Source organism: Solwaraspora sp. WMMA2080 (assembly GCF_027497395.1).
In the GTDB taxonomy this organism is placed as follows: Bacteria; Actinomycetota; Actinomycetes; order Mycobacteriales; family Micromonosporaceae; genus Micromonospora_E.
Window position 1 is genome coordinate 5,807,305 of sequence record NZ_CP114910.1, and the last position, 23,934, is coordinate 5,831,238.

The 23,934-nt window shown below is 69.8% G+C and carries 17 protein-coding genes; 12 read left to right on the forward strand and 5 right to left on the reverse strand.

The window, feature by feature from the left end; genetic code table 11:
• Positions 1–70 precede the first annotated feature (70 nt).
• The 3 genes from O7543_RS26695 to O7543_RS26705 are packed head-to-tail and all read left to right on the forward strand — an operon-like array spanning position 71 to position 2,938.
• On the forward strand, positions 71–1,684 hold the full coding sequence (locus O7543_RS26695; protein WP_281551344.1) for a 3-hydroxyacyl-CoA dehydrogenase: 1,614 nt from the start codon (positions 71–73) through the stop codon (positions 1,682–1,684).
• Positions 1,685–1,719: 35 nt separating this feature from the next.
• Positions 1,720–2,079, forward strand: a complete 360-nt coding sequence (locus tag O7543_RS26700; protein ID WP_281551343.1) for a hypothetical protein — start codon at positions 1,720–1,722, stop codon at positions 2,077–2,079.
• Between the two features lie 43 nt (positions 2,080–2,122).
• Complete coding sequence (locus tag O7543_RS26705) at positions 2,123–2,938, forward strand: alpha/beta hydrolase (protein ID WP_281551342.1); 816 nt, start codon at positions 2,123–2,125, stop codon at positions 2,936–2,938.
• A 55-nt stretch (positions 2,939–2,993) separates the two neighbouring features.
• Here O7543_RS26705 and O7543_RS26710 read toward each other — a convergent pair whose 3' ends face one another.
• On the reverse strand, positions 2,994–3,968 hold the full coding sequence (locus O7543_RS26710) for a glycosyltransferase family 2 protein (protein WP_281551341.1): 975 nt from the start codon (positions 3,966–3,968) through the stop codon (positions 2,994–2,996).
• Entirely contained in the window at positions 3,965–4,771 is an 807-nt protein-coding gene (locus O7543_RS26715) for a WecB/TagA/CpsF family glycosyltransferase (protein ID WP_281551340.1), read from the reverse strand. The genes O7543_RS26710 and O7543_RS26715 overlap by 4 nt, the downstream gene beginning before the upstream one ends.
• A 219-nt stretch (positions 4,772–4,990) precedes the next feature.
• Here O7543_RS26715 and O7543_RS26720 point away from each other — a divergent pair, with 219 nt between their 5' ends.
• From O7543_RS26720 to O7543_RS26735, 4 genes are all read left to right on the forward strand, one after another.
• A complete protein-coding gene (locus O7543_RS26720) occupies positions 4,991–5,965 on the forward strand; it encodes a glycosyltransferase (protein ID WP_281551339.1) in 975 nt (324 codons plus the stop codon).
• A 428-nt stretch (positions 5,966–6,393) separates the two neighbouring features.
• On the forward strand, positions 6,394–8,331 hold the full coding sequence (locus tag O7543_RS26725; RefSeq protein WP_281551338.1) for a DUF4082 domain-containing protein: 1,938 nt from the start codon (positions 6,394–6,396) through the stop codon (positions 8,329–8,331).
• Between the two features lie 306 nt (positions 8,332–8,637).
• A complete protein-coding gene (locus tag O7543_RS26730; RefSeq protein WP_281551337.1) occupies positions 8,638–9,855 on the forward strand; it encodes a hypothetical protein in 1,218 nt (405 codons plus the stop codon).
• 19 nt (positions 9,856–9,874) lie between these two features.
• A complete protein-coding gene (locus O7543_RS26735) occupies positions 9,875–11,245 on the forward strand; it encodes an O-antigen ligase family protein (RefSeq protein ID WP_281551336.1) in 1,371 nt (456 codons plus the stop codon).
• Positions 11,246–11,541: 296 nt separating this feature from the next.
• Here the strand turns inward: O7543_RS26735 and O7543_RS26740 are convergent, their stop codons facing one another.
• Positions 11,542–11,721, reverse strand: coding sequence for a hypothetical protein (locus O7543_RS26740; protein ID WP_281567283.1), 180 nt, complete (start codon positions 11,719–11,721; stop codon positions 11,542–11,544).
• Positions 11,722–11,770: 49 nt separating this feature from the next.
• On the opposite strand from O7543_RS26740, the gene O7543_RS26745 reads away from it, so the two are divergent.
• The 4 genes from O7543_RS26745 to O7543_RS26760 all read left to right on the forward strand — a co-directional run bounded on the left by O7543_RS26745 (position 11,771) and on the right by O7543_RS26760 (position 20,206).
• Complete coding sequence (locus O7543_RS26745) at positions 11,771–16,243, forward strand: DUF4082 domain-containing protein (RefSeq protein WP_281567284.1); 4,473 nt, start codon at positions 11,771–11,773, stop codon at positions 16,241–16,243.
• A gap of 67 nt (positions 16,244–16,310) precedes the next feature.
• Positions 16,311–17,525, forward strand: coding sequence for a glycosyltransferase (locus tag O7543_RS26750; protein ID WP_281551333.1), 1,215 nt, complete (start codon positions 16,311–16,313; stop codon positions 17,523–17,525).
• Positions 17,515–19,077 (forward strand): lipopolysaccharide biosynthesis protein, encoded by a 1,563-nt coding sequence (locus O7543_RS26755; RefSeq protein ID WP_281551332.1) that lies wholly within the window; start codon positions 17,515–17,517, stop codon positions 19,075–19,077. Before O7543_RS26750 ends, O7543_RS26755 begins: the two co-directional genes overlap by 11 nt.
• A 13-nt stretch (positions 19,078–19,090) precedes the next feature.
• Positions 19,091–20,206: a glycosyltransferase family 2 protein gene (locus O7543_RS26760; RefSeq protein ID WP_281551331.1), complete on the forward strand. Its 1,116-nt coding sequence runs from the start codon at positions 19,091–19,093 to the stop codon at positions 20,204–20,206.
• 97 nt (positions 20,207–20,303) lie between these two features.
• Here O7543_RS26760 and O7543_RS26765 read toward each other — a convergent pair whose 3' ends face one another.
• On the reverse strand, positions 20,304–21,410 hold the full coding sequence (locus O7543_RS26765) for a glycosyltransferase (RefSeq protein ID WP_281551330.1): 1,107 nt from the start codon (positions 21,408–21,410) through the stop codon (positions 20,304–20,306).
• A 236-nt stretch (positions 21,411–21,646) separates the two neighbouring features.
• On the opposite strand from O7543_RS26765, the gene O7543_RS26770 reads away from it, so the two are divergent.
• Positions 21,647–23,041 carry a hypothetical protein gene (locus O7543_RS26770; RefSeq protein WP_281567285.1) on the forward strand — a complete coding sequence of 465 codons (1,395 nt, stop codon included), beginning with the start codon at positions 21,647–21,649 and terminating at the stop codon, positions 23,039–23,041.
• A gap of 8 nt (positions 23,042–23,049) precedes the next feature.
• On the opposite strand, the gene O7543_RS26775 is transcribed toward O7543_RS26770, so the two are convergent.
• Entirely contained in the window at positions 23,050–23,916 is an 867-nt protein-coding gene (locus tag O7543_RS26775; protein WP_281551328.1) for a DUF6492 family protein, read from the reverse strand.
• Positions 23,917–23,934 lie beyond the last annotated feature (18 nt).

The window sequence follows — 23,934 nt, forward strand, 5'->3', positions numbered from 1 at the left end:
GCGGCGGCGCGGCGGCTCGTGGCAGACTCGCCATGCATCGGGGCCGACGCAGGTGACGGACGGAGACCAGATGGCGCGCGAGTTCAACACCGTGGGAGTGGTGGGGCTCGGCACGATGGGTGCCGGGATTGTCGAGGTCTTCGCCCGCAACGGCGTCGACGTGGTCGCCGTCGAGGTGGACGGGGCGGCGCTGGACAAGGGCCGGGTCAACCTGACGGCGTCCACCGACCGGGCCGTCGCCCGCGGCAAACTCGATCCGGCCGACCGGGACGCACTGCACGCCCGGGTGACCTTCGCGGTCGGACTCGACGCACTCCGCGACGTCGACCTTGCCGTCGAGGCGGTCCCGGAGCGGCTCGATCTCAAGCGACGCCTGCTGGCCGAGCTCGATCGGGTGTGCCCACCGGGGGCCGTCCTGGCGACCAACACCTCGTCGTTGAGCGTCACCGAGATCGCTGTCGCCACCGAACGTCCCGGCCAGGTGATCGGGCTGCACTTCTTCAACCCGGCACCGGTGATGCGGTTGGTCGAGGTGATCAGCACCGTGGTGACCGCGCCGGAGGTGGCCCGCGACGTCCAGTCGCTCTGCGCCCGGCTCGGCAAGGTCGGGGTGAGCGTCACCGACCGCGCCGGCTTCATCGCCAACGCGCTGTTGTTCGGGTACCTCAACCAGGCGGTCGGGATGTACGAGGCCGGGTACGCCAGCCGGGAGGACATCGACGCGGCCATGCAGCAGGGCCACGGCCTGCCGATGGGCCCGTTGACGCTGCTCGACCTGATCGGCCTGGACACCGCCTACCAGGTGCTGGAGACGATGTACCAGCGTGGTGGCCACGACCGCCGGCACGCGGCCGCGCCGCTGCTGCGGCAGATGGTCACCGCCGGGCTGCTCGGCCGCAAGTCCGGCCGGGGGTTCTACACCTACCAGGCACCGGGCTCGTCGCGGCTCGCCCCGGACGACCTCAGCCCGGTGGCCGGCGCTGAGGCCGCTGAGCCGGCACCCCGTACGGTCGGGGTGGTCGGGTCGGGCAGCGCCGCGACCGACGTCGCGGACGTCCTCACCGCCGCCGGAGTCGACGTCGTCGCGGTGGCCGACCCCGGTGGCGTCCCGGCGGCCGACCACCACCACCAGGCCGTGCGTGACCTGGCCGCCGTCGACCTGGTGGTGGTGGTCGGCCCGTCGACGGCACCGGTGATCGACGTGGCGATGGCCACCGGCCGGCCGGCCGACGTGGTCGGACTGCACTTCGTTGGCGGTACGGCGGCGCGGGCCCGCCTGGTCGAGGTGGTGCGTACCGTCCGGACCTCGCCGAGCGCGGTGCGGGCCGCGCACCAACTCTGCGCGGCACTCGGTAGGACCGCGGTGACCTGCGGCGACCGCGCCGGCTTCATCGCCGACGCGTTGCTGGTGCCGTACCTCAACGACGCGGTCCGGATGCTGGAGAGCAACTATTCGACGGCGGACGACATCGACGCGGCGATGAAACTCGGCTGTGGCTATCCCGCCGGGCCGTTCGAGCTGCTCGACACCGTCGGCCTGGACGTGGCGCTGGCCGTCCAGACCGCCATCCACCGGGAGCTGCCCGAGCCCGGGCTGGCACCCGCCCCGCTGCTGCGCAACCTGGTGACCGCCGGTCGGCTCGGCCGGCGCACCGGGGGCGGTTTCCGCGACCACGCCGGCTGAGCAGGGCGCCACAGCGGCGACGTACCCTTGCGATCATGAGTCCGCGCCGCAACCGTCCGACCCGCCGGTCCGCCGGTCGCGCCGGCCACGGCGATTCCGGCCAGCCCGAGCCGGTCGACCCGGAGCGGGTGCGCCGGGGCGTCGCCGCCGTGCAGTCGTTCAGCGACGGCGACTGGATGGTGCGGTCGGTGCCCGGTCCGGCGGCGACCAAGACGTACCGTTGCCCGGGGTGTCTGCAGGAGATCCGGCCGGGTGTGCCGCACGTGGTCGCCTGGCCGGCGGACGGCCGGGGCGACCTGACCGACCGGCGGCACTGGCACTCCGGCTGCTGGCGGGCCCGCGAGCAGCGGCGGCCGGCGGTCGAGCGATCCCGCTCCGCGCCCCGCTACGGCTGATCCCCGACGGTCCGGCGGGTCAGGGCAGTGCGAGACTGGCCGGGTGAGCGAGCCGATCCGGTCCATGTCGATCCTGCCCGCCGAGCGCCGCGACATCGAGCTGCACACCGCCGACGGGCTTACCCTCGTCGGTGAGTTGGCGTTACCAGCCGATCGTCCGCCGGTCGCCACGCTGGTCTGCCTGCATCCGCTGCCCACCCACGGCGGAATGATGGACAGCCACGTGTTCCGCAAGGCCGCCTGGCGGCTGCCGGCGCTGGCCGACGTGGCCGTGCTCCGGTTCAACACCCGGGGCACCAGCAGCGAGCGCGGCACCAGCGGCGGCAGCTTCGACTCGGCCGAGGGGGAGCGGTTTGACGTCGCGGCGGCGATCGAGTACGCAGAGTTCGCCGAGCTACCCAGGATCTGGCTGCTCGGCTGGTCGTTCGGCACCGACCTGGCCCTGCGCTACGGCTGCGACCCGGCGGTCGAGGGCGCGATCCTGTTGTCGCCGCCGCTGCGCTTCGCCACCGACGCCGACCTGGCCACCTGGTCGGCGTCCGGCAAGCCACTCACCGCGCTGGTTCCGGAGCTGGACGACTACCTGCGGCCGGACGAGGCGACCCGGCGGTTCGCTGTGGTCGGACAGGCGGAGGTGGTCGGGGTCGCAGGTGCCCGCCATCTCTGGGTCGGCCAGGTGGAGCGGGTGCTCGACGAGGTGGTCCGTCGGGTCGCGCCGCAGGTCACGGTGCCGCTGCCGACCAGCTGGGACGGTCCGATGGAGTACGGCGACGCCAACGCGTACGCCGACCGGACGGTAGCGGCGTTCGCCGACGTCCCGGTCGCCGGGCCGCCGCAACGGCAGGCCGACGGCGGGTGACCGCACGGGTGCGGCCCACGCACGACGTGCCCGCAGGGTAGGTCATCCGGGGCGGTCAGCCGGCCGGTTCGAGCCGTTCGGTGGTCGGCCGATCCTCCTCGACCGGCGGGTAGCCGGCGGCCCAGTCGCGGCGGGAACGCCAGACTTCGATCCAGTCGACGCCCCGGGACCGGTCCCGGCCGAGCAGCGTCTTGCCCACCGCCCGTAGACCGACCCCGGCGACCAGCAGCCGGACGGCGGTCCAGGCCCGCAGCGGCGACCAGTGCCGCCGGACGTAGGTGGCCTTGCCGCGCAGAATCCGGATCCGTTGCCCCTCGGAGCTGGACGAGGCGCCGACCAGGTGCACCACCTGAGCGGTCGGGGTCAGCACCGGTCGGGCGCCCAGCGCCCTGGCCCGGGTGCTGAGGTCGATGTCCTCGCTGTAGAGGAAGTACTGCGGGTCGAAGCCGCCGAGTCGGCCGAACAGCTCGCGCTCGATCAGCAGCATGCAGCCGGACAGCGCCGGCACCTCGCGTACCGACCTGCGGTCGTAGCCGGGCAGCGCTTCCGGATCCGCCCAGGCCCGGCCGCGGAACGCGGTCGACAGCCCGCTGGCGAAGCCGAAGATGCTCCACACCGTGGGCATGCCCCAGCAGGAGTAGTTGTCGTCGGTGCCGTCGGGGTGCAGGGTGCGTCCGGTGTACAGGCCGTGCCCGGGGTGCCGGTCGGCGAAGGTGACCAGTTCGTTGACCGGATGGCCGACCGGAACCGTGTCCGGATTCAGGCAGAGCAGGTAGCGCCCGGTGCTGACCGCCGCCCCACGGTTGATGCCTCGGCCGAACCCGACGTTCTCCGTCAGCCGTACCAGGCGGACCTGCGGGAACCGCTCGGCGATGGTGTCGGCGGAGCTGTCGGTGGAGGCGTTGTCGACCACCACCACCTCGGCTGTGACGTCCGGCGTCAGGCTCGCGTACAGCTCGGTCAGGCAGCGCACGATCAGTTGGCTCGTGTTGTACGAGACGATGACGACCGAGACGTCGGGGCGGCTCACGGGTGGTTCCCGGAGCCGACCGGGTCGGGACGGTTGGCGCCCCGGCTGTCCTGGCTGCTCTGGCCGCCCTGGCTGCCCTGGCTGCTCTGGCCGTCCCGGGGGGCCGGGATGTGCCGGGTCGGCGGGAGCGCAGATCCGCTGCCGGTGTTCGTGGCCTGGTCGCCGCGCCGCAACCGGGTTCGGACGCTGCCGCCGAGCAGCTGCAGCGCGAACGGTACGTCGTGCAGCAGGTAGCGGCGGGTGAGCCGGTGTGGCTCGCGGAGCAGCCGGTGCATCCACTCCAACCCAATGCGTTGCATCCAGCGGGGGGCCCGACGGTGTACCCCGGCGACGAAGCCGATCGCCGCTCCGCAACCCATGAACCAGGTGTTCGGCAGCATCGGCCGGAGCCGGGCGATGAGCCGTTCCTGTTTGGGGAAGCCGAGCCCGACGAAGATCAGGTCCGGTCGGGCGGCGGCCACCTCGGTGCAGATCTGGCTGAGCTGTTCCTCGGACCGGTCGAACCCGAACGGCGGGCTGAGCTGGCCGGCGATGGTGAGCTGGGGGAACTCGCGACGGAGTACGGCGGCGGCCTGCACCGCCGTGCCCGGCTCACCACCGAGCAGGTAGACCGACCGGCCCTGTTCGCCGAGCGCCCGGGACAGGCTCCAGATCAGGTCGGATCCGGGGACCCGGGCCGGCAGCGGGTCACCGCCGATCCGGCTGGCCCAGATCAGTGGCGCACCGTCCGCTACCACCAGAGTTGATGACTCTATGTGCCCGTGGCACTCCTCTTCGCGGTTGGCGCGGCGCAGAATGTCCACGTTCGGGGTAATGATCTGGCCGCCGGAGCCTGCGTCTAGTGCGGCGATGACATGGCGAATGACGTCTTCTTCTCGAACAGGATCAAAGGCGACATTGCTTAGAGTGATCCGATGCCTATTTACGGTAACGGGGTACTGGTCACGAGGCACAAGCTGCACCGTACTCGGCGTGGTGGTCCACCGGATGGTCCAATCGGTGTCAGCTAGGCGATAGTGAGGTTGCCCATTCGACTGGTTGTCGCATCGTCCGTGAATGGAAGCATCGTGGTTGTGCAGATTACCGTCATCATGCCGGCCTTCAACGAGGAAGAAGGGATTGGCCCGGTCTTGCGTGCAATGACCGAATCGCCATCCTTCGGGCCGGACGTCGAGATCATCGTGGCCGCCAACGGCTGCACCGACCGGACGGCGGCGGTCGCCCGGTCGTGCGGTGCCCGGGTGCTGGAGATCGCCACGCCGTCGAAAATTGCCGCGCTCAACGCCGCCGACGAGATCGCCGGGGGGGACGTCCGGATCTATCTGGACGCGGACATCGCGGTACCGGTGGAACTTCTACGCGCGCTGGCCGCCGCGATCGCCGAACCCGGGGTGGAGGCGGCGGCGCCACGACCCGTGATCGACACCTCCGCGAGTACCTGGCCGGTGCGTGGCTACTACGCGATCAATGCGCGGTTGCCGATATTCAGTGGCCGCCTCTTCGGCCGTGGGTTGATCGCGATCTCCGCCGCCGCACGGGAGCGATTCACCAATTTTCCGGACATTATTGCCGACGACATGTTTCTCGACGCAGTGGTCAGCGCCGACGAGAAGCGGGACGTTGACCTGCCCGTACGGGTGGTGGCACCGCGGCGCACGGGTGAGCTGGTCCGGCGAGTGGCCAGATCTCGTGCCGGTAACGCCGAGTTCTGGGAGTTCGTCCGAACGGATCCGCGAGGCGCTGAGTTGGCACTCGATCCGGTGCCCGGTTCCCGCCCGTGGTCCTGGTTGCGGCGGGTTGTTCTCACCGCGCCGCATCTTGTTCCGGCAGCGTTCTGTTATGTGGCGATTACTGTTGCCGCAGAGTTGAGGCGGCGTTCTCCTGGATGGAGCGTGCGTTCCGGTTGGGGGCGGCCCACCGGTGGGGTGCCGAGCGGTGGTACCGCTGATCCACAATCGGCGGTCGACGCCTTCGGATCCGGTCCGAGAGCCCGGTAAACGATCTCGATCTGTCGATGTGTGAGGTGAGTGAACTTCGCCATTCACCTCGGCGGCGAGTGGGCTCAGGGTCGTGCCGGTTTGCCATAAGAGAGCATTAAGTTCCTTGGGCGGGTCCGTGGCCTGGGTTAACGTCAGCCTTGGCCCCGATCGGGCGGCGTAGTTCGCTGCGTACCGTCGGGACGGGGATGCCTGGGGGAGATCCGCCGAACGCAATACCGACAACGGACCATGTCCCGAGAGGTGTACATCTCGTGGTAAGCAAGGATTCTTTCGAGCCGGACGGGGGGCGGGACGAGCCGTTCCCGGGGTCGTCCACGGGTAGTTCGTCCGGTTTACCCGGGTCACCGCGCGCCCGGCGGCCCGGTCGTCCGTCGCCGCGCCCCACCGCGGAGAGCGGGCCGGTCGCGACCGGCCGGCACGCGAGCGTGGCCGGGTCTGGTCGTGGCCGGCGGCGGATGCTGCGTCGCCCCACCGGCCGTCGCGGTCGGCTGGTGATGATCGGCGCGGTGGTGGCCAGTTTCCTCGCCACCGCGACGGTGGTCACCGCGTCGGTCGCCGGGGAGCAGGTCGACGGCTTCACCCTGTTCGCCGAGACGGACGTGTCCCGGGTGCCGGTCGACCCGGACACCCGGCCGGTGGAGCTCGGCGTACGCTTCACCGCCGACCGCGACGGGGTGGTCACCGCGGTGCGTTTCCTCAAGGCCAAGGGGGACCGCGGTCGACACCGGGTCAACCTGTGGACCGCGGACGGCGAGCGACTGGCGACCGCCGTACCGAAGCGGGAGTCCCGTTCCGGGTGGCAGCACGTCGCGTTGCCCGAGCCGGTTGAGGTCGAGGCGGGCGAGGTGTACGTCGCCTCCTACCACACCAGCCGGTACCGGGCCACCCAGCGCTACTTCGAGCGGCCGGTGTCCGCCGGGCCGCTGCGGGCCGACGGCACCGCCGGCGTCTACGCGTACGGATCGGGTGGTTTCCCCCGCCAGACCTGGAAGGCCAGCAACTACTGGGTCGACCTCGCCTTCGAGCCGACCGGGTCGCAACAGCCGGAACCGACGCCGTCCCCGACGGCCTCCGCCGAGCCGTCGCCGACACCGTCGCCGTCGGCCAGCCCGACCGCTACGCCGTCGGCCAGCCCGTCGGCCTCGCCGACCAGCGGTACGCCGGCCGTACTCGACCTGCCCCGGGTGCCCTGGGAGGGCGGCCCGGCCTTCTACGCGAACTTCCCGCAGGCGCGGGCGTCCGGCTGGACCGACCCGTCCTTCTTCCCGATCGGCGTCTGGTACGAGGGTGTGTACACCCAGCAGGACATCGACCGGGACAAGGCGGCCGGTCTGAACACCTACGTCATGTTGACCGACCAGTCGGATGTCTCGCTGATCAGGCGCAACGACATGTACGCCTTCATCCCGCAGCCGTTCAGCGACCGCGGCAACGAGAGCGTCGGCTGGGTGATCGGTGATGAAGCGGACATGTGGGGCGGGCCGGGCAACGGTACCTGGACCGGCAACTACCCCGGCCAAGGCCCGATCTGCACCTCCAGCCGGGACGGCTGCGGACTGGACGTGATGAAGAAGGAGTCGGCCACCGTCCCGTCCGGTGACCGCGGGCTGCGCTACGCCAACTACGGCAAGGGCGTGATGTTCTGGCAGTCCGACTCCGACGCCAGCAAGTTCGTCAACGGCTTCAGCTCGGTGGTCTCCAACGACATCTACTGGTACACCGACCCGCATGTCTGCACCGCTCCGGCGGAAGGCCCGACGTACGGCGTGAACAAGGACAACTGCCGGCGGGCGGCCAACTACGGGCTCACCATGCAGCGGATGCGTGAACTCGACGCGATGGACGGCAAGCGACAGCCGGTCTGGGCCTTCGTCGAGGTGGGGCACCCGTTCACCGAGGACTGGGCGCCGACCATCACCGGTGAGCAGGTCACCGGTGCGGTGATGAACTCGGTGATCAACGAGGCTCGTGGGATCCAGTACTTCAACCACAACTTCGGCGGGCCGTGCCTCTCGCAACACGTGCTGCGGGAGCGGTGTGGCGACGCGGTCCGTCCGGCCGTCGCCGAGGTGAACAAGCGCATCACCAGCCTGGCGCCGGTGCTGAACACCCAGTCCTACGAGTGGGAGTTCAACAACGGACTGGACACGATGCTCAAGGCCCACGACGGCTCGTTCTACGTCTTCGCCATGGTCGGCAAGGACACCCCGACTGGTGACCACTCGCTGGCCCTGCCGCCCGGCGTGACCGGTGACACCGCCGAGGTGCTGTTCGAGAACCGCTCGTTGCCGATCAGCGGTGGTGCGATCCGGGACACCTTCGCTGCGGAGCACACCTACCACATCTACAAGATCACGCCGTAAGGTTCGATCCGACGGGCCGGGTGGACGCCCTGGGCATCCACCCGGCCCACTGGTATGTCCCCCTGACGGTGGGGGCCGGAGGTGTCGCGTTGGTGACTCTCGGTACTGCTCGGTCGTTCGGTGTGGCGTAACGGGACATATGTCCGGGATGGGGCGGCGACCGGAGGCTTGCGGAGGTGCCCGCACGGCCCGGACACTGAACCCCGGCGCGGGCCTCCACGTCCCACGCCGTACCTTCATGCTTCTCGGCTGGCCATACGATGGAAGACGAGCGCCCCGACCTCGCCACCCAATGGAAGGACAGCAGTGGACTTTTGGGATCTCACCAAACTGCTGTTCCGGCGGTGGTACATCGCGGCACCGCTGCTGCTCATCTCGGTCGCGGCTGCCGGATGGACCCGAATGAGCGTCGAACCGGACTATATCGCGACATCATACGTTCAGCTGATCCCGCCCACCGCAGCCAACACCGCCCCGGACGAGGATGCCCCTACTACTCCCCGTAACCCCTGGCTGGAGCTGGGGCTGGGGTCGCTGAGCCGGGCCGCCGCCCTTACGGTGCAGGACCAGGCCGTGCTCAAGCAGTTGGACGCCGCCGGTCTCAGCGAGAGCGTCGCGATCACCCTCGACAACCAGCAGCCGATCATGACCATCGAGGTGGTCGGCGAGTCCGAGGAGCAGGCCACCGAGACGACCGAGGAGGTCGTGCGCCGGTTGGAGGCGAGCGTGGTCGGGCTGCAGGCCGACTACGGCGCGAACGAGGAGAGCTTCATCACCGCACGTCGTCTCGACCGGGGTGACAACATCCAGGAGGCCAATTCCAAGGTCAACCGGGCGATGATCGCGGTCGCCGGGGTCGGCGTCCTGCTCAGCGCGGCGCTCACCATCGGGATCGACGGACTGCTACGGCGGCGCCGGCCCCGTCCAGTGGCTGCTGCGCCGGTCACCACCGGCACCGACGAGACGATCACCATTCCACCGATGTCCGGGCGGACCGATCAGACGCGGTCGGTGTCGCGCCCACAGCCGGTCCCGAGCCCGCGGGCGAGTGACCGCGACGGCGTGGCGGCGAGCAAGTCCGGCGGTGTCTACAGCTCCGGCAACGCCTCGCAGGGTCGCCAGGAGAGCCGTTCAACGAGCCGTCCGGATGAGCATCGAGGCGCCGAGCCGTCGCCGGGTGAGGCACCGGTGGCCGGTAGCGGGCTGGTCGGCGGTCCGGTGCAGATCGGCGGGCCCGCTGGTAGCGGCTCGCTGACCTTCCGGGCGGTCGACGACCGGGCCGACAATGCTGACGGGGAGGCCTCCGGCTCGCAGCTGCCCACGCAGCAACGGTCAGCTGGCCCGCAACAGCCGCCCCAGCCGCAGCCAGCCACCCAGCAGCCGGTCACGCCGTCGGCCAACGACGAGACCGCAGTGATTCGCGCGGTCCGTGACGACGCGACGATAATCCTGCCCAAGGCCGGTGCTGGCCGTGAGCAGTGGACGCCGTCGGAGACGTCCAAGAACGGCAGCCAGGCACGATGACCGAGGGCAGGACCCGGTGATGTCGTCCGGGGTTCACCCGGCAGACCTCGAACCGGCATGGATCAGCGAGCGCACTTATGTGACCCGCCGCAGGCTGACCAGGATCGACGCGCCGGTCATGTTGTCGCTGATGGTCTGTCTGCTGACACTGATCCCGTCGCACCTTATTCTGCCCGGAATGACCGATCTGGGGCGCCCGGCGTTGGTCGTGGCGATCCTGATGTGGTTCTGGTGGATGACGGCCCGGCTCAACTCGCGGTTGGTGCTCACCGGACCGCAACCGCTGCGTTGGGCGATCCTGGCCTTCCTGCTGTCGATGCTGCTGTCGTACGCGGTCGGCTTCCTCCGCGGGCTGACCGTGATGGAGGCGAACTCGGCGGACCGCTGGATGCTGACCGCAGCGGCGATCTCCGGGGTGATCCTGTTGACCGCCGACGGCATGCCCAACTGGGACCGTCTTGACGGCGTATTGCGGGTGTTTGTCTACTGCTGTGCCTTCGTCGCCGTGGTCGGGCTGATTCAGGCGTTCTTGTACTTTGATCTTACCCAGTACATGCGGGTGCCTGGTTTGCAGATGAAAGGCTGGGTCGTCGGCCTGGAGATTCGTGGCGGCGGCGTACGGGTGCCCAGCACGACCTTCCACTACATCGAGTTCAGTCTGTTGATGGCGATGGCGCTGCCGTTCGCGATCCACTTTGCACGTTTTTCGGCTACTTCCCGACAACGGCAGATGTTCGCATTCCTGGCATTGCTCATCGCAGCGGCGATCCCGGCGACGATGTCCCGGACCGGATTCGTGGCGTTGGCGATCGTGCTGCTCGTCCTGATGCCCAGCTGGGCGTGGCGGATGCGCTACAACATGATGGCGCTGGGTCTGGTCATGTTCGCCGGAATGGCGGTGGCGAAGCCGTCACTCGTCACCACGATCACCAACATGTTCCTCGGGGCGAGCACAGACCCGAGCATCACCTCGCGGACCGAGCGGTACGACATGGTCGGGTACTACTTCACCCAACGACCGTGGTTCGGGCGGGGGACCGGGACGTGGGTGTCCCCGCAGTACCAGTACCTCGACAACCAGTGGCTGGCCTTCGCCCTGACCAACGGGGTGATCGGGGTCGTGGTGCTCGCCGCGCTGCACGTCACCGCGATCGTCGTCGCGCTACTCGCCCGGCGCAGGTCGACGTCGGAGCGTGACCGGCACCTATGCTCGATCCTCGTCGCGGTGCAGCTGGTCGCGATCGCGGCAGGCTTCACCTTCGACTCGCTGAGCTTCAGTACCTACGCCACCGCGATGTCGTTGATGGTGGGCATGTGCGGCGCTGTGTGGCGGCTTAGTCACCCGGCGTTGAGGGTGCGGACGTCCACGCCCCGGTGGTTCGGTTCGTAACGAAGCCGGTGCCGGTGCCCGAGAAACCCGGTTCATTGGCCACCCCGGTCGTCGATCCGACATCTCAAAGAACGTCTATCAACTAACCGTGTGAATGCGGATCATTACGCGTTGCCCTGGGCCCGGTTGTCCGAATGGGTGATGGGTGGGCTGTCCGGGTCGCGCCGAGGGTCAGATACATGCCCGGTTGTGAGGTTGACTCACGCTGGTAGCGTCGGCGCTGCGTAGCTGGGGGAGGCACGCGGTATCGCGTCGGGCTGGCTCCTGAAGGGACATTCGGTGAGAGCGGGCGTATCTCAATTTGTAGATCGCGGCCGGCGGCACTTCGTCGCCGTCGCGACCGCCATCGTCATGATGGCGACCCTGATGATCGCGATGCCGGCGGCATCTGCGTCCACCGATCCATGCGCACCTCCGATCAACGTGATCGCCTGTGAGAACAGCAAGTCGGGAACGCCGAGTTCGGTGTGGGACATCTCCGGGGTCGGTGACCCCACGATCCAGGGCTTCGCAACCTCGATAAGCGTGAACGCCGGGGAACAAATCGGTTTCAAGGTGCGCACCGAGGCGTCCGCGTACACGATCAAGGTCTACCGGCTCGGCTGGTACGGCGGCGACGGCGCACGCGAGTGGGCGACCCTGACCCCGAGCCTGCCGTTGGCGGCCAACGCCGACGCTGACTGTGTGCACGCCACCGACACCCAGATCTTCGACTGTGGCACCTGGCAGGTCGGTGCAACCTGGGACGTACCGGTCGACGCCGTCTCCGGGGTCTACATCGCCCGGCTCGTCCGCTCGGACACCGGCGGCGACAGCCACATCCCGTTCATCGTGCGCGACGACACCAGCACCTCGAAGTTGGTGTTCCAGACCTCCGACACCACCTGGCAGGCGTACAACCGCTACGGCGGTGCGGACTTCTACTGGGGGGAAGGCCCGACATACCGCGCCTACAAGCTCAGCTACAACCGGCCGTTCGCCACCCGGGGCGCTCAGCAGGGGCGCGACTTCCTCTTCGCCAACGAGTATCCGATGATCCGGTTCCTGGAGCGCAACGGATACGACGTCAGCTACATCAGTGGGCTCGACGCGGATGTCCGTGGTGAGTCGCTGCTCAACCACGAAGTGTACGTCTCCGTCGGGCACGACGAGTACTGGTCGCCGCAGCAGCGGGCCAACGTCGAGGCGGCCCGCGACGCCGGGGTGCACCTGGCGTTCTTCACCGGCAATGAGGTCTACTGGAAGGTCCGCTGGGAGGACAGCGTCGACGGCAACGGTACGCCGTACCGCACGCTGGTCTGCTACAAGGAGACCTGGGACAACGCGCGGATCGACCCGTCGGACGAGTGGACCGGCGTGTGGCGTGACCCGCGCTTCCCGACCGGCGAGCTGCGTGAGCCGGAGAACGCGCTGGTCGGCAACCTCTACATGGCCAACAACACCGACCTGGCCATGCAGGTCCCCGCCGAGCAGGGCAGACTGCGGTTCTGGCGGCACACCGGTGTGGCCGAGCTGGCTCCAGGCCAGACCGCCACCCTGGCACCGCACACCGTCGGCTACGAGTCCAACGAGGATCTCGACAACGGCTTCCGGCCGGCCGGCACCTTCCGGCTCTCCACCACGACCGGCCACACCCCCGAGTACCTCGTCGGCTACGGCCCGGAGAACAAGCCGGGGGAGACCACCCACCACATGACGATGTACCGGGCGCCGAGCGGTGCGCTGGTCTTCGGCGCCGGCACCATCCAGTGGGCGTGGGGGCTCGATGCCTACCACGACGGCGGCTCGGGTGCGCCGGCCGACGACGCGATCCAGCAGGCCACGGTCAATCTCTTCGCCGACATGGGCGCGGCCCCGACCACCCCGATGAGCGGGATCGTGGTGACCGGTGAGTCCGCCGACGCTCTGGCGCCCAACGTGACGATCACCGGACCGACCGACGGCAGCGCCGTGGCCCACGGCGCGCCGGTCACGGTCACCGGTACCGCGTCCGACGCCGGCGGCGGGCTGGTCGCCGGTGTCGAGGTCTCCACCGACGGCGGCGGCACCTGGCACCCGGCCACCACCGGTACGCATTCCTGGACGTACGAGTTCCTGCCCACCGACACCGTCTCGCAGGTGGTGCTGGCGCGGGCAGTCGACGACAGCGGCAACATCGGCGCCCCGTCCGACCCGGTCGCCCTGTCGGTATCCGGGCCGTACTCGCTGTTCGGCCAGGCGGTGCCGGACACCCCGGCGTTCGTCGAGACCGACAACGGCCGACCGGACGGCGAGCCGCTGAGCACCCAGCCGGCGGTCGAGGTCGGCGTGCGGTTCACCCCCCAGATCGACGGTCTGATCACCGGCCTGCGTTTCTACAAGGGCGAGGGCAACGGTGGCGAGCACCGGGGCACGCTCTGGACCAACGGCGGTTCGGTGCTGGCCACGGCGGTGTTCACAGACGAGACCGAGACCGGCTGGCAGCAGGTCAGCCTGTCGACCCCGGTCCCGGTCTCCGCCGGTACCAGTTACGTGGTCTCCTACTTCGCGCCGGAAGGCCGGTACGCCAGCGACGGCGGCTACTTCCTGACCGACCACGTCTCCGGCCCGCTGCTGGCGCCCGCCACCGAAGGCACGGTGGGCAACGGCGTCTACCGGGAGGACGAGGCGGGCTTCCCGAACAACTCGTGGGGTTCGACCAACTACTACGCCGACGTGACCTTCGTGACCGCCGACGACGCGCCACCCACGGTGTCGTCGACGGTGCCGATCGCGGACGCGGCTAACGTGCCGGCTGACGTGACCCCGTCGACCGTATTCAGCAAGCCGGTCGACGAGGCCAGCATCGACTTCACGTTGGTCGGCCCGGCCGACGAGCCGGTGCCCGGTGCCGTCAGCTACGACGCCGCGGCCCGCCGGGCCACCTTCACCCCGGTGGTGCCGCTGACCGAGCAGACGACGTATACCGCGACGGTTACCGCACGTGACGACGCCGACGTGCCGATGAACGCGCCGTACTCGTGGTCGTTCACCTCGAGCTTCTCCGATCAGGTGGTGACCCTGTTCGAGCCGGACGTGGTCCCGCAACATCCCTCGGTCGGGGAGAGCGACCCGGTGGAGGTGGGCGTCAAGTTCACTCCGTCGGTGGACGGTGAGGTGGTCGGGATGCGGTTCTACCGGGGGCCGGGGAACGTGGGTAGTCAGGTCGGTCGGTTGTGGCCGGTCGGTGGTGGTGCGCCGCTGGCGGAGGTGACGTTCCCGGAGGGCGGCGGTACGGGTTGGCAGGCGGCGGCGTTCGCCGAGCCGGTGGCGGTGTCGGCGGGTACGACGTACGTGTTGTCGTACTATGCACCGAACGGCAACTACGCCTACGACCCTGGATTCTTCGACTCCGGCTACAGCCGTGGCCCGCTGAGCTCCCCGACGGAGAACAACGGCGTGTTCAACTACAACGTCGGCGGTGGCTTCCCCACCCAGACGTACGGTGCGGCGAACTACTGGATCGACCCGTACTTCCTGCCGACCGATACGCTCTCGGAGCCGACACCATCCCCGTCGCCGACCGGCAGGCCGGGCGAGGTCGGACCGGCGGTCACCGCGACCGTACCGACGTCCGGGGCCACCGGCGTGGCGGCCGAGATGGTGGCCTCCGCCCACTTCGACATCGACATCGACGAGTCGTCGCTGGAGTTCGAGCTGTTCGACGCGGCGGCCGAGCCGGTCGCCGGCACGGTGGCCTACGACCAGACGACTCGACTCGCGACGTTCACCCCGGACACCGCGCTGCAGTCGTTGCACACCTACACCGCCTCGGTACGGGCCAGCAGCGGCGGGGTGCCGATGGCGCAGCCGCACACCTGGTCGTTCACCACGACCTTCTCCGACGACGTGGTGACCCTGTTCGAGCCGGACGCGGTCCCGCAGCAGTCGTCGGTCGGTGAGAGCGAGCCGGTGGAGGTGGGCGTCAAGTTCACTCCGTCGGTGGACGGTGAGGTGGTCGGGATGCGGTTCTACCGGGGGCCGGGGAACACCGGTGGCCAGGTCGGCCGGTTGTGGCCGGTCGGTGGTGGTGCGCCGTTGGCGGAGGTGACGTTCCCGGAGGGTGAGGGTGCGGGTTGGCAGGCGGCGGCGTTCGCTGAGCCGGTGGCGGTGTCGGCGGGTACGACGTACGTGTTGTCGTACTACGCGCCGAACGGCAACTACGCGTTCGATGCCGGGTTCTTCAACTCCGGTTACAGCCGTGGCCAGTTGAGTGCCCCGGCGGGGGACAACGGTGTCTACCGGTACGGCTCGGGCGGCGGGTTCCCCACCGGGACGTACAACTCGGCGAACTACTGGGTCGACCCGCTGTACGTCCCCGGTGCCGGTGGGGCCGACCCCGACCCCACGCCGACCACCAGTCCGTCACCGGCCGGACCGTCGCCGACGCCGTCGACGGGACCATCGCCGTCGACCGAGCCGAGTCCGACCGTGGAGCCGACCCCGACCGGCTCGCCGTCGCCGAGCCCTGAGCCGACCCCGAGCCCCGACCCGTCGGCGCCACCGGTCAGCATCTTCGGCCCGGAAGACGTGCCCGCGGCGGTGAACTGGGCCGACGAGGACGCGGTTGAGGTAGGGGTGCGGTTCCGCTCCGACGTCGCCGGCCAGATCACCGGTGTCCGGTTCTACAAGGGCCCGGCCAACACCGGTACGCACCGTGGCTCGCTCTGGACGGCGGAAGGTGTCCGGTTGGCGACGGCGGAGTTCACCGACGAGACGGAATCCGGCTGGCAGACGGTCACTTTCGACCAGCCGGTGCCTATTCTCGCGAACACCACCTATGTGGCCTCATACCACACGTCGGTCGGCCAGTACGCCGTGACCGCCAACCAGTTCGCCGAGACCGAACTGGACCGCTCGCCGCTGCATGTGCTGGTCGGCGGGGGTGCGTACCACTACGACCCGTACGGCTGGGTGTTCCCCGGCCACTCGGTCAACCACAACTACTGGGTAGATGTCGTGTTCACGCCTAACTCTTGAGGACAGTCGCGGCGAAGCCGTTGAATCATCGGCAGGGCGGCTTCGCCGCGACTGAAAGGGACACTAGGTGCGTATCCTCACTTGCCTGCACACGATGGAGATCGGCGGAAGCCAGATCAACGCCATCGAGATCGCGGCGACCGTGGCCAAACTCGGGCACGAGGTGATCATCTACGGTCCGGACGGCGAGCTGCGGAGCATGGTCGACGAGTGGGGCCTGGAGTTCGTCCAGGCCCCACCGAAGGGCGAGGCGCCGTCACCGCGCAACGTCGCCGCCATCGCCGCCGTGGTCCGGCACCGCCGCATCGACCTGGTCCACGCCTACGAGTGGGCGCCCAGCCTGGAGGCAGCCTACGGCGCGTACCTGCGCCAGGGGGTGCCGCTCGTGGTCACCGTGCTCTCCATGGAGGTCCCGGCCTGGGTGCCCCGGCACCTGCCGCTGATCGTCGGCACCGAGCAGATCGCCGCCCAGGAACGCCCGCACCGGACCGAGGTGCACGTCATCGAACCGCCTATCGACACCGACGCCAACGCCCCGGTCGCCGATCCCGGGCCGGCCCGGCGTGCCCTCGGCATCGCCGCCGACGAGATCGCCGTGGTGTCGGTTTCCCGGTTGGCGGCGGCACTCAAACTCGAAGGACTGCTCGCCGCGACCCGGGCGATGGTCGGCATCGACCCGGCGCTGCGGATGCGGCTGCTGATCGTCGGTGACGGCGAGGCCCGCGCCGAGATCCAGCAGACGGCCGACAAGGCCAACGCCGAGCGGGGCGCAGAGGTGGTCACCCTCACCGGCGCGATGCTCGACCCGCACGACGCGTACGCCGCCGCCGACATCGTCATCGGCATGGGGTCGTCGGCGTTGCGCGCGATGGCCTTCGCCAAGCCCGTCGTCGTGCAGGGCGAGCAGGGGTTCTGGCTGCCGCTCACCCCGCAGACCCTGCCGGTCTTTCTCGATCAGGGGTTCTACGGCCTCGGCGACGGCACCGACGGCACCGACCGGGTCGCCGCCGCGCTCACCGAACTCGGCACCGCCGACCCCCGGCAGCGGGCCGAGCTGGGCGAGTTCGGCCGCCGTACCGTCGTCGAACGGTTCAGCCTGCAGGCCGCCGGCCGGCGGCAGACGGACATCTACGCCCGCGCGGTGCAGCAACGGCTGAACCTGCCGCGCCGGGCCGGAGCCATGGCACATCCGACCGCCCATCTGCTGAACTTCAAGGCGAGCCTGGCCCGGCAGCGGTTCGCCGCCGGCCGGACCGGGGCCGGGAGCGGCAGTGACGGCTGACGCAGCGGCACCGGCCCCGCTCGGTGCCCGGGTCAAGCGCGCCCTCGCGTGGAGCACCCTGAACAGCATCGCCCTGCGGATCGGCAGCCTCGGTGTCGGCGTCCTGCTGGCCCGGCTGCTCGCCCCGGAGGAGTTCGGCGTCTTCGCGGTCGCGTTGACCGTGCAGACCATCGTGATGTCCCTGGCCGACCTCGGGATGAGCGCGGACATCATCCGGCACGGGGTGCAGGGCCGCGCCGGCACCGTCACTACCATCTCGTTGCTGACCAGCCTGGGCCTGGCCGGTGCGATGTCGCTGGCGGCCGGGCCGGTGTCGGCGGCGATGGACAGCCCGCAGGCCACCCCGGTGGTGCAGGTGATGTCGTTGACGCTGGTGCTCAGCGGCCTGTCGGTGGTGCCGTACGCGGTCATGCAGCGGGAGTTCCGCCAACGTGCCCAGCTCGGCCTCGACGGTGCCAGCCTGGTGGTGAGCACCACCGTCACGGTCGCCCTGGTGCTGCTCGGTTTCGGAGCGATGTCGCTGGCGATCTCCCGGGTGGTGGCCCAGTCGATGGTCACCGTGATGCAGTTCGTCCTGACCCGGTCCCGGCCGACGTTCGGGTTCGACCCGGCGGTGGCCCGCAGCCTGATCCGGTTCGGCGTGCCGTTGGCTGGCGCCAACGTACTGTCCTGGGTGGTGATGAACGTCGGTCACCTGACCGTCGGGGCCACCGCAGGAACGGTGATGCTCGGCCTCTACACCCTGGCGTTCAACATTTCCACCTGGCCGATGAGCGCCCTCGGGGTGGCGATCCGGGCGGTGGCACTGCCGGCCTTCGCCACCGTGACCGACCCCCGGCGTAAGGCCGCCGGATTCGTCTCGGCCGCCGCGTTGACCTGGACCGTCGCGCTGCTCGTCGGCGTACTGCTGTCCGGGTTGGCCAGTGTCGTGGTGCCGTTGCTGTACGGCCAACGCTGGTCGATGGCGGCCGACGCGCTGGCCGGTCTGGCCTTCTTCGGGGCGTTCCGGGTGCTGTTCGACCTGGTGGCGACCTTCCTGATCGCGGTCGGTGCGAGCCGGGCATTGTTCGTCGCCCAGGTGGTCTGGCTGGCCGCGCTCTTCCCCGCGGTGATCTTCGGCGTGCGCTGGTACGGCCTGGTCGGTGCCGGCGTCGGGCATGCGCTGGTCTGCGCGTTGCTCATCCTGCCGATGTACGCGGTCGCGCTGCGTCGCCACGGGGTCCGGCTGCGGGCGTTGGGCGGTGCGCTGGTGCTGCCGCTGGTCGTGGCGGTGCCTGCGGTGGCGCTCGGCCTGCTGGTGGTGCGTACCGTGCCGGGCGCGCTGTGGCAGTTGCTGGCCGGCGGTGCCGTGATGACCGTGGCGTTCGCCGGGCCGTTGCTGCCCTGGCTGCGGCAGCGGTTGCGGGATCTGAAGGCGGCCGGCCAGTCGGCTGAGTCTGGACCGGCCGACCAGTCGGCGGAGCACGGGCCGGCCGCCCCGGCGCAGCCCGGTCCGCCACCTCCGGAGCCACCTGCCCCGACGACGCCGCTCGCCACGGCTGTCCGACCCTGAAAGAGGTTGACGTATGTCAATGTCAGCTCGCCGGGCGCTGCTGCCCCGCACCCGGGTCCCGGCACCCGTCCCAGCCGGCGACCCGGCCCGTACCCCCCGGGTCTCGGTGATCATCCCGAGCTACAACTACGGGCGGTTCCTGCCGTCGAGCGTTGGCAGCGCCCTAGCCCAGCAGGGCGTCGAGATCGAGGTCGTCGTCGTGGACGACTGCTCCACCGACGACACCCGGCAGGTGCTGGCCACGCTCCAAGCCGATGAACCCCGGTTGGTCGTGGTGCACAACGAGACCAACCACGGCCCGTGTGTGGCGTTCAACGACGGGCTGGCGGTGGCCACGGGGGAGTTCGTTGTCCGGCTCGACGCGGACGACCTGCTGACCCCGGGGGCACTGGCCCGCGCGGTGCGGCTGTTTGACAAGTTCCCCGAGGTCGGTCTGGTGTACGGCCACCCGGTGCACTTCGATGGTGAGGTGCCGACCGAGTTCCGTTCGGAGGCCACGGGTTGGACGATCTGGTCCGGCGAGGAGTGGATCGCCCAGCGGTGCCGGTTGGGCGTCAACTGCATCACCACTCCCGAGGCCGTGGTCCGGGCCAGCGTCTACGCCGAGGTCGGCCCGTGGGACAGCCGGATGCGGTACGCCTGCGACATGGAGGCCTGGATGCGGGTGGCAGCGGTCTCCGACGTCGGCCACGTCGACGGTGCCGATCAGGCCTGGCACCGGGAACACGCGGCCAGCGTCAGCGTCACCGCAGCGTCCGGGCGGCGGACCGACCTTATCGAGCGGCGGACCGCCTTCGACGTGCTGTTCGGCGGTCCCGGTGGCAGCTTGCCCCGGGCCCGGGAGCTGCACGACCTGGCCCGTCGGGCGCTGGCCACCGAGGCTCTCGAATCGGCGTGTCATGCCTACGACCGGCGACTGACCGACCATGAACCGGTCGATTGGTACGTGGAGTTCGCCCGGGAGACGTATCCGGCGGCAGAGCAGCTACCGCACTGGGCGGGGCTGCAGCGGCGTCGGGCGATCGGTCCACGGTTCGCCCCGCTGGTGCCGGGTTTCGCCGCCAGCGTGGTCGGGCGCCGACTGCGCAACGATGCCCGCTACCGCACCTGGAGCCGGTACGGCGTCTGACCAGGCCGACCGGTGCGGGCCGGACAGCTGACCGGGCCGACCGGTGGCGGGACTTTGGCGCGGCTGACGGGTCGGTGGGTGCGTTCCGCGCCGGTGGTCAGCCCGTGGTCAGCCCGTGGTCAGCCGGTGGTGAGCCGGTGGTGAACAGCGGGCGGTAGAAGGCGGTGAGGTCGTGACGTAGGCCGGCGACGGTGTAGCGGTCCCGCACCGCAGCCGAGGCGGCACCCGCCCGTCTGGCCAGTTCCTCCGGCTGGGTGGCCCAGGTGGCGCAGGCCTGTTCGACGGCGCGGGCGAAGGCCAACAGGTCTCCGTCGGGCACCGGCGCACAGTGGGCCGGATCGAAGAACTCGCGACCGGCCAGGCCCGGATAGCCGACCACGTACGCGCCGCAGGACATCGCCTCGGCGGGTGGCATACCGAACCCCTCGCGGTCGCTGAAGCTCAGGAAGATGGCGCAGTCACGCATGATCTCCGCGGTCTGTTGCTCGGTGCGTCCGGCGATCCGGGTGACCTCCCAGCCGTCCAGCACCCGGCGGGACCGCAGTATGTGCAGCAACTGGTCGCGTTCGTCGGCCCGCCGGTGCCCGACGTACGCGATGCGTCGTCGCCTGGGCCAACTGCCGAAAGCGAACACGTCGGGGTCGACCACGTTGCGCGTCAACCGCACCGGAATGTCGGGGAAGGCATGGCTGAGCAGCTCGACGTTGTCATGCGAGACGGCCAGCAGCGCGGTCATACCGGGTAGGTCGGCGTAGGGCGCACCGGGGCGGGTGTCCGGGTACGGGATGTGGTCGAAGGTGTCGTACGCCCGTTGGTTGAACACCACGAGGCGTGGCCCGGTCGGGATCGCGGTCAGACCGGGTCCGTACCACTCGGGGACGACGAGGATGTCGGTCGGGCCGAGGCAGGCGCTCGCGGCCGCGACGACGGGTGTCTGGTTGGCGAACCAGGTGCAGCGGAACGCCGGGTCCTTGTGCATGACGTACGCCCGGACGCCCATGTCGTTGAGCAGGTCCACATGGCGATAGATGACCCGTACCCCGCCGCTGGGCCGCGGGTTGTCCGGCGCGAGGTAGTAGACGGTCGGTGTGCCGGTTTGTACGTCGGTGGTCCGGAAGGTTGGAACCTGCCGCCGGTTGATCTCTGCCGCCGTCATACGGGACTGGACCAGGCCCTTGGCCTGGTCCGCGAGTCGGTTGATCACGTGAGAACTCCGTGCAGCGGGGGGTCGGGGTACCGGCGCGATCGTACCTGGGCGCCACCACTGCTGCGCTACTGTCGGTTGCCGGACAGCGCGTTGCTGAACGCGGAAAGTGGCGGGCAAAGCGGGCGTTTGTCGCCGACGGCTGTTGGTAGCATCGGACTCTCCGCTCATCGTGGTTGTCCGACTACTTCTGGTTGAATCACTGGCGCCGGTAGGTGCCGTACAAAGGGGCGCCCATGGTCGTCGCCGCCACGTCACGTCGGCGCTGGATCTTGATCGTCAGCATGATCGTCCTCAGCGCGCTCGGCGTCGCGGGCACGGCATGGGCGATCAGCGTCACGGCCCGAGGCCCGGTCGCCGCTGGGATCGCCCCCGGCACGGTCGCGACTGCGGGCGGTGCCGGTGCGACGCTGCGCCCGGTCGACGGCGGCCCGGACTTCTACGACCGCTTCTCCCCGTCCCTGCCCACCGATGCGGGGTTCTTCCCGATCGGGGTCTGGCTGGAAAGCGTCACCGACCCCGCCGACACCGCCAAGGACGCCGAGATCGGCCTCAACACGTACGTCGAGTTGACCGGCACCACCAACCTCGACCTCGTCCGAGCCGCTGGGATGCACACGATCACCAGCCCGATCGGCGAACACGGTGACGAGACCGGCGGCTGGCTGATCTCCGACGAGGCCGACATGTGGGCGGGGCCGGGCGACGATCCCTGGACTGGCAACTTTCCTGGGCAGGGTGATATCTGCCAACCGGCTGACGGCGAGTGCGGCTATACCGTGCAGCGCGACATCCTCGACCGGCTCCCGGACGACCAGCGACTGCGGATGGCCAACTACGGCAAGGGAATTGCGTTCTGGCAGAGCGACGCCGATGCCGCCCGCTTCGTCAACGAGTTCGCCGACGTCGTGTCGGTCGACACCTACTGGTTCACCGACCGTGGCATCTGCGGGCACAGCGAAGGCGGTCGGTTCTTCGACCCCGACCAGCTCACCACCGTCGACGGAGCCGAGCGGCTGCCCGCCGAGCTGTGCCACCGGGCCGCGAACTACGGCCGTACCGTCGACCGGGTCCGGTCCCTGGTCTCGCCGCCCGGCAGCCGACCGGTCTGGAGCTTCGTCGAGGTCGGGCGTCCGTTCAACGAGGAGCACTACCCGACGATCGCCCCGGAGCAGGTCGTCGCGGCGGTGTGGAGCAGCATCATTCACGGCGCCCGAGGGATCGTCTACTTCAACCACAGCTTCAGCGGCCCCTGCCAGAGCCAGCACGCCCTGCGGGAGCCCTGCTATGCGCCGGTGCGGTCGGCCGTCGCGGCGGTCAACGCCCGGATCACCCAGCTCGCGCCGGTGCTCAATGCGCCGTACGCCGACGGGGTGGCCAGCGTTTCCGCCGGCGTCGACCTGGCCACCAAATGGTACGACGGCCATTTCCACCTGCTCGCCGGCTCGGCGGGTGGCAGCGTCGCCGAGGCGACGTTCCAACTGCCGTGCGTCGGTGACGCCCGGATCACCGTGCTCGATGAGGACCGCACCCTGCTCGCCGACGACGGTCGGTTCACCGACTCGTTCATCGACGGCAACGCCGTGCACGTCTACCGGGTCGACGGCGGTTCCAGCTGCGGCGCGTACTGACCGGTCGCTCAGCCGGTCAGCGCGGTGATCGCCGCCCGGCGAAGTTCCAAGGGCGTCCGCGACTTCGCCGAGATCATCACGGCAACGTCGTCCGGGCCGATCCCGGCGACGAAACGGGCCACCGACGACTCGTCGAGCGGCACCTCGTCCCAGTACGCGTGGCACCGGCTGCCAGTCGCGGCGTACCCGGTCGCCGCCCGGCCACCGAGCACCTCGTCGACGTAGACGCCGTACAGCGTCCACTCGGAGAAGTGCAGTTGTGCGCCGACGACATCGACCCACCGCCGCCCGGTGACCGACTCGATCCGCTGCAGCAGCCCTCGGACGATCTGCGGATCCCAGGCCAGCAGGGACGAGACATAGTCCGGGTAGGGCGGCGGCTGCGCCGGCAACCCCAGCAACGCGCGGGCCACCTCGTGCCACCGGACATGTCGGGGCAGCCGCTGGTCGACCTCGTCCGGTTGGCGGTAGAACCGTACGACGTCGTCGCGGCGGAAGGTCGCTGCGGAGAACGGCCGGACGAACTCGATGTCCGAGTCGACCAGCACCACGACGTCCGCCGGGATCCGGGCCGCCGCCGACAACTTGATCACCTGTTGCAGGATCCAGCCGCGTAGCGGCGGGAACGGCCGGCGCAGGTTCACCGAGTACTTCGTCCCCGGCAGCGACCGGACCGACGACGGCAGGAACTCGGCCTCGTCGTGCAGCACCGTGCGGTCGCCCCGCAGCGCGCCGAAGCGGGGCAGGTCCGCCCGGGGCACGATGATGTGATGCCGCACCGAGGCGGGTGAGTGGGCCAGCACCGAGCGGTGCAACGCGGCGCACAACTCGAAATCCGGGCCGAAGCTCGGGGTGACCACGGCAAGCTCCGTCAAGATGATCTCCTTCGTCGG